Below are 9,235 nucleotides of genomic sequence, written 5' to 3'. Positions count from 1 at the left end.
TCGCTTAAAATCTTCACTATGCTTCATCATCTCGTCGGTCTCCTGTTGCGAGCATAAAACGCTCAGGTGACCGGCACAAATCCGTTACAAGTCCAGTGCCCATAGTTATTATGCGACGAGGGGCCATGAGACCGTCCATTGGACTCGTCATGAAAGCCGCCTTGATCGTTCATTCGGGCGCGAGAAATGGGGTGATGAAGGGTATGCCCGTGAGGAGTTAGTGGCGGAATTAGGCGCGGCGTTCCTTGCCGCCGATCTTGGGTTGGCCATCGAGCCTCGCCCGGACCATGCCAGTTACATCGCGAGCTGGATCAAGGTGCTGCAAAACGACACCCGCGCCATCGTGCAGGCCGCAGCCCACGCCGAGAGGGCCGTTGCCTATCTGCACAAACTGGCCAATCCGGATAAGGTGAGGGCGGCAGCATAACTGGCGATGGATGAGGTCGCCCCGGAACCGGGGGGACCATTTCATGTGATCCCGCAGCTATGTTTCGGGGGCGCCCATGACACTCTTGGATAGGCCAAAGCATTATTCCTTCTTTCTGAAGGCCTTGATCTCCATTATATCGAGTGGAGGATTCGCGAAAAACGGCTCAGACCTATGGCGTTCAAGACCTTGAAGACGAAGCGTGAGGCGACCAGCCTCGCTATGCTTGGCAAGCGCATTGCCGAGCGACGCCTTGTCGTGGGTTCGGTCGATGTGCCCCGTAACGAGGGCACGCGGCGCACGCCTTCCAAGCAAGTTCTCCTGGACGAAATCGCCAAGGCAGGCGGCCAGTGGTGATCGGTATCTGGTCGTCCTAGCCAATTTTCCCCGCCAGATTCGCCAAGATTTCTTGGGCATCGCTCACCTGCATGAACTACCGCGTCCGATAGGTCATCATCTCGGTGAAGCAGCCCTCGGCCTTCCAAAAAGGCAGCACGCGGATCAAAGCTGACAACCTGAAGTCGCTGCTCGCCGTTCACGCGTGAACGCTTGGGGTTGGTCCCGGACAAGATCTGCGCCAACTGGCGACCCCTGACACGGTGAAAGAGCCGCCCTAACTGTCACTGAATGAGGTCGGCGCCGAAATGACGGCGCGACTTCATTTGACCTCTGCGCCACAACGTGGCAGACATCAATTGTACTGACGGTTCGTTACCTCACCGCGCTGAATGGCGGCGGTTCGAGTGCTTTTTCAGGCCAGAATTTTCGGGGCCTCGACTAAGGTCCGAACTGGATTTCAAGAAAAATATCAATTATTTCAATGCCCTGATTCCAGTCCCTCCTCCCTACCAATCAGAAGGCCCCCAAAGCCTTTTGCTTAGGGGTTTTTCTTTGCCCAGAGACCCCGCTTGGGTCGCCAGATTGTTCCTGAATTTCCGAAAGGATTAACTGAGGGGTTCTGGCGGTAGTATCCACATGCAATGAAAACACGTCCGGCCTTGCGTAGTGGCCTGCCACATCAAGGTCATAGCGCGCACGCACAATGTCATCCAAGTCGATCGTTGCGGCCAGAACTCCTTCTTGTCCGCGCAAAGGGCCTGCCAAGATCTCGCCCATCGGGCTGACTATGACGCTGCCCCCCTTGATCAGTTCATCCGTCAGTGACGCGTTTGCAAAGGCGGCATAATCATCGGGCGCATCGGCGCGGGTCATGTATTGGCATGCGCTCAGCACGAACATCCGGCCCTCATAGGCAATATGCCGCATCGAACTTTGCCAGATTTCGCGTTCATCGACCGTGGGTGCGCACCACAGATCAACGCCCTTATCATACATCGCCTGACGCAGTAACGGCATGTAGTTTTCCCAGCAGATGGCCGATCCCACTTTGCCCATAGGCGTTTCGATCACGGGCAGGGTCGATCCATCCCCCTGCGCCCAGACGAGACGCTCGCTGGCCGTGGGCATCAGCTTGCGGTGTTTGCCGACCAGCGCGCCATCGGGGGCGAAGAACAGCGTGGAGCAATAGAGTGTGGTGCCATCCCGCTCGATGACGCCAACGACCATATGCGCTTTCATCTCGGCGGCAAAACCACCTATTGTCCGGCATTCGGGGCCATCAACCTCGATTGCGGCGCGCCAATAGCGCAAATAGTCCTCGCGACCCTCGGGCGTGCGTGTGCCGATCCGGGCGCCAAAATCCAGCCCCTTGGGATAGCCGCCAATATAGGCCTCCGGGAACACGGCCAGTTGCGCGCCCTCTTGTTTTACCGCCGCGCAATGGGCGGCCATCCGCTCCAGCGTGCGCGGGGTGTTGAACAACTGGCTTCCGGCCTGAACGACGGCGACGCGATGCTGGCGCATAAAAGATCCTTTGCAATGTCAGGCACAGTTTGACGCAAAGTCCCTTCATCGGGCAAAACGCATTTCATGAAAAAGATTATCGGTTTGAGCGATATTGCCCGCCTCGATCTGAACCTTGCGGCGACGTTTCTGGCGATATGGAACGTGCGCGGCGTAGGGAAAAGGCGGCGGCGATCAATTTTCCGTCGCTTTCTCGCCTCAATTCAACCCAGAGATCGCGCCCTGTGTCACAGGTGCGCGATCCGCACAGTGTGGGTCGCCCAATTCGGCATTGCCCATATAAAAATCGGCCATCGCACAGGCGGGGGGCATTTCCGATGCGGGCGTTCTGCGGTCCATTGCCTTTTTGCGCAAGACCGTCAGAACGCCCGGCGGTTGATCCACCTGTGTCAGTCGAGCGCCAGTTCGACCGCATTGATGATATGGGCCTGCGTATATTCATGCAGCCCCGCCTGACCCAGCTCGGCGCCAAGACCTGATTTCTTGGAACCGCGGAAGGGCAACGTGGCGTCAATGGCCAGATGCTGGTTCACCCAGACCGTGCCTGCATCGACCCGGCGGGCAATGTCCATCGCGGCCTGCGTGTCGCGGCTCCACACCGTGCCCGCAAGGCCGTATTCGGAGTCGTTGGCGCGGGCGACCACGTCGTCCACTTCCGAAAACTTGAGCACGGGCAACACCGGCCCGAATTGTTCCTCGCGCACCAGCGGGGCGTCATCGGGCAAATCGGCAATGATCGTGGGCGGGATGAAATAGCCGGGGCGTTCGGGCAATTGGCCGCCCGCCAGAACGCGCCCCTGCGCAACGGCATCCTCCAGCAGGCCCTTGACCTTTTCATACTGCATCCGGTTCTGGACCGGCCCGATGGTCACGCCCTGCTTGGTGCCGTCATCGACCACGGCGGCCTGGGCCAGTTTGGCGATGGCGGCGCAGAATTCCTCATAGATCGATTCATGGACATAGGCCCGCTTGATCGCCACGCAGATCTGGCCTGCGTTGGTCATGGCGCCCTGAAACACCTTGGCGGCGGCGACATCGGGCGGCACATCGCCCATCACGATGGCCGCATCATTGCCGCCCAGTTCCAGCGTTACCCGCTTGATGCCATCGGCGGCCGATGCCATGACCTTGCTGCCGGTACCGGTCGATCCGGTAAAGGCGACCTTGGCAATATCAGGATGCGAGGTCAGCGCGCCGCCCAGTTCGTTCTGGTCGCAGATCACGTTGAACACACCGGCGGGCAGAATTTCCCCGGCCAGTTCAGCAAACAGCAGCGTGGTCAGCGGCGTGGTCGGCGCGGGCTTGGCCACCATGCAATTGCCCGTGACCAGACAGGGGCCCAGCTTGTTCATCAGCAGGATGACGGGGAAATTCCACGGGGTGATCGAGGCCACCACGCCCAGAGGGGTGCGATGCTCGATCACGGTATTGCCGCCGTCCTGACGCAGGACCTTTTCGGGCGCGCGCATTTCGGCAAAGGCGCGCAGCACAAAGGTCGAGCCGATGATTTCATATTCGGCCTGATTGATCGGCTTGCCCTGTTCGGCGGTCAGCAGGCGGGCAAATTCATCCTTACGTTCCATCAGCGCATCGGCAAGCCGCACAACATAGGCCGCGCGGTCCTCATAGCTGAGCGCCGACCATGCCGGAAAGGCGGCCTTTGCCGCGGCCACGGCCTCATCAAGCTGGGCACGGTTGGCCTTGGGACAGGCGGCGACCACTTCCTCGGTGGCGGGATTGAGGACGTCGAATGTGGTGGCGCCCGCGACTTGTCGGCCGTTGATCAAAAGGTTGAAAGTTTTGTCCATGGGTCTCTCCATTGCCCGCTTTTTGATTCTGCACCCCGCGTGGGACGATTGTGCGGTTGACCGGGTTAATGTATGCTATGGATACAATTGGCGCAATGGGTGATCTTGGTCCAATAATTGCGCTCTGACGCGTAAAGGCCGGGAGCAGGATGCAGGATCTGGAAAATTCATTCGGCTATCAACTTCGCCTGCTGCATCTGGAGGCGGACCGCCGTGCCCGGCAGGCGCTGGACGCCTTTGGCATGACGCCTGCGCGGGTTACCGCATTGCTGGTCATTGCCGCGCAAACGGGCTGTACGCAAACGGCGCTGGCCGACGCGCTTTCCATCAATCGGGCCAGTGCGATGAAGATGGTCAATACGCTCGAAGCCCTTGGACTGGTCTCGCGTGAGCAGGCGAACGATCCGCGTGCCCATGCCTTGACACTGACGTTGAAAGGGCGCGATGGGCTGGACCGGATGGTCGCTGCGCTGCGCAGAGCGGATGAGGAAATGCTGGCCTCTCTCTGCCCGCAGGCACAGGGCGAACTGCTTGCGACAATCCGGCTTCTGGTGGCTCAGGCGGGCAGGGGGGCGCTCTGATTCCTTGTCGCCCTTTGGCCGAATTGCGCCAAGGCCAAGACCCACAGCAGGCACAGGCCCGCCCCAGCATCGAGTCGCTTAGAAACGAGCCGATGCCGCCGTCACCTTCAACAGCCCCCCCCCGGCCACAATGACCAACAGGCTGAGCGCAAAGGCGGAAGGGGGCGCGACCCCATTATTCGTGTCGCGACAGCGCCTGAAGTCATCTTGAAACCGACCGAATAAAGCGCCGATCGAGCGCGAAACGCCCACCCCCGCAGAGCATCAGCGGCACCAAAAGAGCGGCCCAGCCAAGATGCGTGGGCCATGCATCGGGATAGACGAAAATCTCGATGACGGCGGTCATGCCCAGCAACCCTGCCGCCGCGATCCGCGTGCCCAATCCCAGCACCAGCATGGTCGAGAAGACATGCTCGGCAATGGTGGCCATCCATGCGGCCAGAACCGGCGGGACGAGCGGTAGGGCATATTCCGTGCGGAACAGGTCGAACGTGGCATCGGTCAGGGTGAACCATCCCTCGACCTTTGTCCGGCCCGACAGGAAAAAGACCGGCGCAATCCCCAGCCGCATCAACAACAGCAGCAGATCATCGGTCAGCGGTTGGGGCAGGGCGGGAAGCGTCCATAGAGCTTTCATGGGGTATCCTCCGATCGCTGCGGCCCGCTCCGTTCAAGGCGGGGCGGACCGCAGGCGGCATTATGCCTTGGGGGTCAGCGAGCCGTTGCCTTTGGGCGTTGTGATGCTGGTGCATGTGCCTGCCTTGACCAGCTTCCACGCATTGCCCTGATAATCGGTTTTGGATGTGCCAGCGCAGCTTGTGCCCGCGCCGGCTTTGCAATCATTCTTGCCCGCCTTGGCAACGCCATAACATTTCTCGGTCTTGGGCATGTCGGCGGCATGCGCCGTCGCGGCGGTCAGAGCGATTGCGAGCGTAGCGGCGAGCGAGGCGGCCGTGGTGGAATGGCTGGGCATGATGTGTCCTTTCATAACGGATCGGGCAATCAGCGCCCGGAACCATGCCCCGCTATTCGTGGCGATCATGCGCCCGGTTACAGATGGAATATTTTCGCATGCCCCCGCGCCATGGTGTAACCGGATGGTTGTCGCCGCCGAATGGCCCCTTGGGGAGGCTCTATGCAACCGGGTGAAGAGGCGCTGAAACAATGGATGGTGATGGGCCTTGCCGGTGACGGCGCCGCCCATGGCCAATTGCTTCGTGCGCTGGTGCCGATTTTGCGCGGCTTTTACCGCCGCCGTATGGGCGCGCAGGAGGAGATCGAGGATCTGTTGCAGGAGACGCTGATCGCGGTACATACCCGCCGCGCGACCTATGATGTGGCGCGGCCTTTCACCAGCTGGCTCTTTGCCGTGGCGCGCTACAAGATGATTGATCATTTCCGTCAGGGCGGGCGCACCTGCGCCATCGAAGGGCTGGAAGATATTCTGGCCGCCGAAGGATTTGCCGAGGCCAGCGATGCGGCCGCCGATGTTGAACGTTTGCTGGAAACAATTCCCCCCAAACAGGCCGCCGCGATCCGGGCCACGCGGATCGACGGACTTTCCACCGCCGAGGCCGCGTCGCACCTCAATCTGGGCGAATCCGACATCAAGGTTTCCGTGCATCGCGGGCTGAAAGCTCTGGCGCAGCGGGTCAAGGACAGTTTGCTATGAAGACCGAGGATCTCATTTCCACACTGGCCGCCGATGTGTCGCCTGTGCCGCGCTACAGCCTGTTGCGGCGCGTTATCGGCGGGTTGGCGCCGGGCGCGGTGGTCACGCTGATCGCGGTGGGGCTGGGGCTTGGCTTTCGCGCCGACCTCTGGATTGCCATGCATGGGGGCATGTTCTGGATCAAATGGTTTTATACCGGCAGCCTCGCGCTTTGCGCCACTGTGGCCACCTTGCGTCTGGCCCGACCCGATGCGGGGGCGGCGGGGTGGCTGTGGCTGGCCTGTTTGCCGGTGCTGGGGCTGGTCGTGATCAGCGTGCAGGAATTGGCCTCGGTGCCATCGTCGCAATGGCTGGCCATGTGGTTGGGGATGAGCTGGAAGGTCTGCTCGACCAATGTGTTTCTGCTCTCGCTGCCCATTTTTGGCGGGCTCTTGTGGTCGTTCCGGCGGCTTGCGCCCACGCGCCTGCGGCTGGCGGGGGCGACGGCGGGGCTGACGGCGGGGGCTTGGGGGGCGACGCTCTATTGCCTCCATTGTCCCGAAAGCGCGGCGATCTTTGTGCTGACATGGTATACGCTGGGCATGGCGGCGGCGGCGTTGGCAGGGGCGCTGTTGGGGCCGCGTCTGTTGCGCTGGTAATTTGTGCCGGGCGTGTAACCGGAACCCTGGGTGGCCCGAATAGCCTTTGCCATTCCGGCAGAACCTATCGGAGACATGCCATGAACACCACCACCCGCCAGATCAGCTTTGCCGCCGCCGCCGCTGTCATCGCGATGAGCGCGGTTGCCGCCGCCCCCGCCTTTGCCGCGCATGGTGCGCAGGTGGCCTGTTACGGCGTCAATTCCTGCAAGGGAACCTCGGACTGCAAGAGCGGCAACCATGATTGCAAGGGCCAGAATGACTGTAAGGGGCAGGGCTTCAAGCACATGACCAAATCCGCCTGCGTGAAGGCCGGCGGCAGCCTGACCGCGCCCAAGTAAGGCGGAAACCAAAGCCCTTCGGCCTGTCGCGAAAATCCTTGCCGGACGATTTGCGACAGGCCGCACTTCCCTTTCGGATCAGGATGTTTCTCATGCCCAGCCTTGCGCCGGTACCCGGTTTTGGCCCCCGTTTCGGCCCCGGTTTCGGATTAGGCCTGCGCCGCCCGCATTATCACGATTTTCTGACAGGCGGCGTGCCGGTCGATTTTGTCGAGGTCATTTCGGAAAATTTCATGGTGGCCGGGGGCCGTCCGCGCGACATCCTGCGCCGGGTGCGGACCGATTATCCGGTCGCGCTGCATGGCGTGTCCATGTCGGTCGGATCGGCGGACGGGCTGCGCGGCGATTATCTGGCGCGGTTGCGGGCGCTGGTCGATGAGATCGAGCCTTGCATCGTCTCGGATCACCTGTGCTGGACGCGCTATGGCGCGCATAATTCCCACGACTTGTTGCCCTTGCCCTACACCGCCGAGGCGCTGGATGTGGTCTGCGCCAATATCGGGCGGGCGCAGGATGCGCTGGGCCGCCGGATGCTGATCGAGAATCCGTCGAGCTATATCGCCTTTTCCCATGATGCGATGAGCGAGTGGGACTTCCTTGCCGCCGTCGTGGCGCGCAGCGGATGCGGCCTGTTGCTGGACGTCAACAATATCCATGTCAGCGCGGTGAATCACGGATTTTCCGCCGCCGACTATCTGGCCGCCATGCCTTTTTCGGCGGTCGAACAGATCCATCTGGCCGGGCATACGCAGGGGCGCCACGGGTTGATCGACACCCATGATCAGCCCGTGCCCGATCCGGTCTGGGCGCTGCTGCGCATGGCCTTGGCGCGGGCGCCCCATGCCGCGGTGATGATCGAGCGGGACGACAATATCCCGCCTCTACCCGAATTGCTGGCCGAACTGGACGTGGCGCGAGCCATCGCCGCCGAGGAAATTGCCCAATGCGTCTGAGCGCCCTGCAGAAGGATTTTCTGGGCTGGTTGGTCAGCGGGGATGAGGATGCGGCGCAAAGCCTGCCTCTTTGCCGCGCGCAAGGGTTGGCGGTTTACCAGAACAATTACCGTGCCAGCCTGATGGAATGTCTGGCGCAAACCTATCCGCAAACCATGGCATGGTTGGGCGAAGCGGATTTCCGGGCCGCTGCCGCCCGCCATATTGACCGCATGCCCCCGCACAGCTGGACGCTGGATGATTATGCCGATGGCCTGCCCGTCAGCCTGATGGCGGAATATCGCGATGACCGCGAGATTGGCGAATTGGCGCGGATCGAACTGGCGCTCTCGCGGGCCTTTGTGGCGACGGATGCGGCGGTCATGACCCCCGCGCAGATGGCAGACATGGATTGGGACGCGGCAAGGTTGCAAGCCATCCCGGCGCTGACCATCCTGACGCAAAACACCAATGCCGCGGAAATCTGGATGGCGCTGGCCGAAGGGCGGGAGCCTCTCGCCGCTGAGGAGCAAGCGATGCCGGGCGCCGTGCTGGTCTGGCGGCGTGATGGCATTTGCCGCTTGCGCAGGCTTGAGGCGGGCGAGGGCGACATACTGGCTATGCTGATCGGTGCTCCGGCCCTGTTCGGGCAAATTTGCGAACGGGCGGTTGATCGATGGGGCATGGAAAACGGCATCACCGTCATCGGGCAATGGTTGGCGCGCTGGATCGGGGATGGTTTGATCGTTGAAGCGCCCGTTCTCATGCGACCATTGCCGTGACTTGCCCGCCTCGTCATGCGTGATGGCGATCTCAATGCGTGGACTGCCGGTTGAAACGCTGCTGAACGGGGGTGTTTCGGTCGTTTCTGCCAAAAATGTCGTGGCCATGAATATTTTTCACCCCATGCGAGGGGTTATGCTTTGCCCAGCGTATGAATGGCGAACACCTTTTCCGCAGGAATGATCCGCGC

14 protein-coding genes are annotated in these 9,235 nt (G+C 61.4%); 9 read left to right on the top strand and 5 right to left on the bottom strand.

Translation table 11 applies throughout. The features are described from left to right. Positions 1 to 79: 79 nt before the first annotated feature. Together ACZ9HU_RS21525 and ACZ9HU_RS21520 are read left to right on the top strand one after the other, a co-directional pair. The gene (locus ACZ9HU_RS21525) at positions 80 to 427 is read left to right on the top strand and encodes a zincin-like metallopeptidase domain-containing protein (protein ID WP_476107943.1); all 348 of its coding nucleotides are present in this window, start codon (positions 80 to 82) and stop codon (positions 425 to 427) included. 174 nt (positions 428 to 601) lie between these two features. Beyond that, entirely contained in the window at positions 602 to 784 is a 183-nt protein-coding gene (locus tag ACZ9HU_RS21520) for a hypothetical protein (protein ID WP_476107941.1), read from the top strand. Positions 785 to 1,279: 495 nt separating this feature from the next. Here the strand turns inward: ACZ9HU_RS21520 and ACZ9HU_RS21515 are convergent, their stop codons facing one another. From ACZ9HU_RS21515 to ACZ9HU_RS21505, 3 genes are all read right to left on the bottom strand, one after another. Next, entirely contained in the window at positions 1,280 to 2,290 is a 1,011-nt protein-coding gene (locus ACZ9HU_RS21515; RefSeq protein WP_476107940.1) for a carbon-nitrogen hydrolase family protein, read from the bottom strand. 198 nt (positions 2,291 to 2,488) lie between these two features. Next, a complete protein-coding gene (locus ACZ9HU_RS21510) occupies positions 2,489 to 2,629 on the bottom strand; it encodes a hypothetical protein (RefSeq protein ID WP_476107939.1) in 141 nt (46 codons plus the stop codon). Between the two features lie 50 nt (positions 2,630 to 2,679). Next, positions 2,680 to 4,098 carry an aldehyde dehydrogenase family protein gene (locus tag ACZ9HU_RS21505; protein WP_476107938.1) on the bottom strand — a complete coding sequence of 473 codons (1,419 nt, stop codon included), beginning with the start codon at positions 4,096 to 4,098 and terminating at the stop codon, positions 2,680 to 2,682. 149 nt (positions 4,099 to 4,247) lie between these two features. Between ACZ9HU_RS21505 and ACZ9HU_RS21500 the strand changes: the two genes are divergently transcribed. Continuing rightward, positions 4,248 to 4,679, top strand: a complete 432-nt coding sequence (locus ACZ9HU_RS21500) for a MarR family winged helix-turn-helix transcriptional regulator (protein WP_476107937.1) — start codon at positions 4,248 to 4,250, stop codon at positions 4,677 to 4,679. A gap of 202 nt (positions 4,680 to 4,881) precedes the next feature. Here the strand turns inward: ACZ9HU_RS21500 and ACZ9HU_RS21495 are convergent, their stop codons facing one another. Both ACZ9HU_RS21495 and ACZ9HU_RS21490 read right to left on the bottom strand, forming a co-directional pair. Then, entirely contained in the window at positions 4,882 to 5,316 is a 435-nt protein-coding gene (locus tag ACZ9HU_RS21495; protein ID WP_476107936.1) for a DoxX family protein, read from the bottom strand. A 60-nt stretch (positions 5,317 to 5,376) separates the two neighbouring features. Then, positions 5,377 to 5,652: a BufA1 family periplasmic bufferin-type metallophore gene (locus ACZ9HU_RS21490; RefSeq protein ID WP_476107942.1), complete on the bottom strand. Its 276-nt coding sequence runs from the start codon at positions 5,650 to 5,652 to the stop codon at positions 5,377 to 5,379. Between the two features lie 162 nt (positions 5,653 to 5,814). On the opposite strand from ACZ9HU_RS21490, the gene ACZ9HU_RS21485 reads away from it, so the two are divergent. The 6 genes from ACZ9HU_RS21485 (at position 5,815) to ACZ9HU_RS21460 (ending at position 9,228) form a co-directional block, all read left to right on the top strand. After that, positions 5,815 to 6,351: a sigma-70 family RNA polymerase sigma factor gene (locus ACZ9HU_RS21485; RefSeq protein WP_476107935.1), complete on the top strand. Its 537-nt coding sequence runs from the start codon at positions 5,815 to 5,817 to the stop codon at positions 6,349 to 6,351. Beyond that, positions 6,348 to 6,989, top strand: a complete 642-nt coding sequence (locus ACZ9HU_RS21480; RefSeq protein WP_476107934.1) for a DUF1109 domain-containing protein — start codon at positions 6,348 to 6,350, stop codon at positions 6,987 to 6,989. Before ACZ9HU_RS21485 ends, ACZ9HU_RS21480 begins: the two co-directional genes overlap by 4 nt. A gap of 80 nt (positions 6,990 to 7,069) precedes the next feature. Beyond that, entirely contained in the window at positions 7,070 to 7,330 is a 261-nt protein-coding gene (gene bufA2 / locus ACZ9HU_RS21475) for a BufA2 family periplasmic bufferin-type metallophore (RefSeq protein ID WP_476107933.1), read from the top strand. Between the two features lie 92 nt (positions 7,331 to 7,422). Beyond that, positions 7,423 to 8,283, top strand: a complete 861-nt coding sequence (bufB, locus tag ACZ9HU_RS21470; protein WP_476107932.1) for an MNIO family bufferin maturase — start codon at positions 7,423 to 7,425, stop codon at positions 8,281 to 8,283. Beyond that, positions 8,274 to 9,044 (top strand): HvfC/BufC family peptide modification chaperone, encoded by a 771-nt coding sequence (locus ACZ9HU_RS21465; RefSeq protein WP_476107931.1) that lies wholly within the window; start codon positions 8,274 to 8,276, stop codon positions 9,042 to 9,044. The genes bufB and ACZ9HU_RS21465 overlap by 10 nt, the downstream gene beginning before the upstream one ends. A gap of 22 nt (positions 9,045 to 9,066) precedes the next feature. Next, positions 9,067 to 9,228: a hypothetical protein gene (locus tag ACZ9HU_RS21460; protein WP_476107930.1), complete on the top strand. Its 162-nt coding sequence runs from the start codon at positions 9,067 to 9,069 to the stop codon at positions 9,226 to 9,228. Positions 9,229 to 9,235: the final 7 nt, after the last annotated feature.

This window comes from Novosphingobium sp. Sphag1I, assembly GCF_056279125.1.
This window is presented reverse-complemented; position numbering and strand designations above follow the sequence as displayed.

What these genes read in the sequence shown, in the direction of transcription:
- bufB (WP_476107932.1), top strand. Translation starts at nt 7,423, where the DNA reads ATGCCCAGCCTTGCGCCGGTACCCGGTTTTGGCCCCCGTTTCGGCCCC.
- bufA2 (WP_476107933.1), top strand. Translation starts at nt 7,070, where the DNA reads ATGAACACCACCACCCGCCAGATCAGCTTTGCCGCCGCCGCCGCTGTC.
- ACZ9HU_RS21465 (WP_476107931.1), top strand. Translation starts at nt 8,274, where the DNA reads ATGCGTCTGAGCGCCCTGCAGAAGGATTTTCTGGGCTGGTTGGTCAGC.
- ACZ9HU_RS21515 (WP_476107940.1), bottom strand. Translation starts at nt 2,290, where the DNA reads ATGCGCCAGCATCGCGTCGCCGTCGTTCAGGCCGGAAGCCAGTTGTTC.
- ACZ9HU_RS21490 (WP_476107942.1), bottom strand. Translation starts at nt 5,652, where the DNA reads ATGCCCAGCCATTCCACCACGGCCGCCTCGCTCGCCGCTACGCTCGCA.
- ACZ9HU_RS21460 (WP_476107930.1), top strand. Translation starts at nt 9,067, where the DNA reads ATGGCGATCTCAATGCGTGGACTGCCGGTTGAAACGCTGCTGAACGGG.
- ACZ9HU_RS21500 (WP_476107937.1), top strand. Translation starts at nt 4,248, where the DNA reads ATGCAGGATCTGGAAAATTCATTCGGCTATCAACTTCGCCTGCTGCAT.
- ACZ9HU_RS21480 (WP_476107934.1), top strand. Translation starts at nt 6,348, where the DNA reads ATGAAGACCGAGGATCTCATTTCCACACTGGCCGCCGATGTGTCGCCT.
- ACZ9HU_RS21485 (WP_476107935.1), top strand. Translation starts at nt 5,815, where the DNA reads ATGCAACCGGGTGAAGAGGCGCTGAAACAATGGATGGTGATGGGCCTT.
- ACZ9HU_RS21505 (WP_476107938.1), bottom strand. Translation starts at nt 4,098, where the DNA reads ATGGACAAAACTTTCAACCTTTTGATCAACGGCCGACAAGTCGCGGGC.
- ACZ9HU_RS21495 (WP_476107936.1), bottom strand. Translation starts at nt 5,316, where the DNA reads ATGAAAGCTCTATGGACGCTTCCCGCCCTGCCCCAACCGCTGACCGAT.
- ACZ9HU_RS21520 (WP_476107941.1), top strand. Translation starts at nt 602, where the DNA reads ATGGCGTTCAAGACCTTGAAGACGAAGCGTGAGGCGACCAGCCTCGCT.
- ACZ9HU_RS21510 (WP_476107939.1), bottom strand. Translation starts at nt 2,629, where the DNA reads ATGGACCGCAGAACGCCCGCATCGGAAATGCCCCCCGCCTGTGCGATG.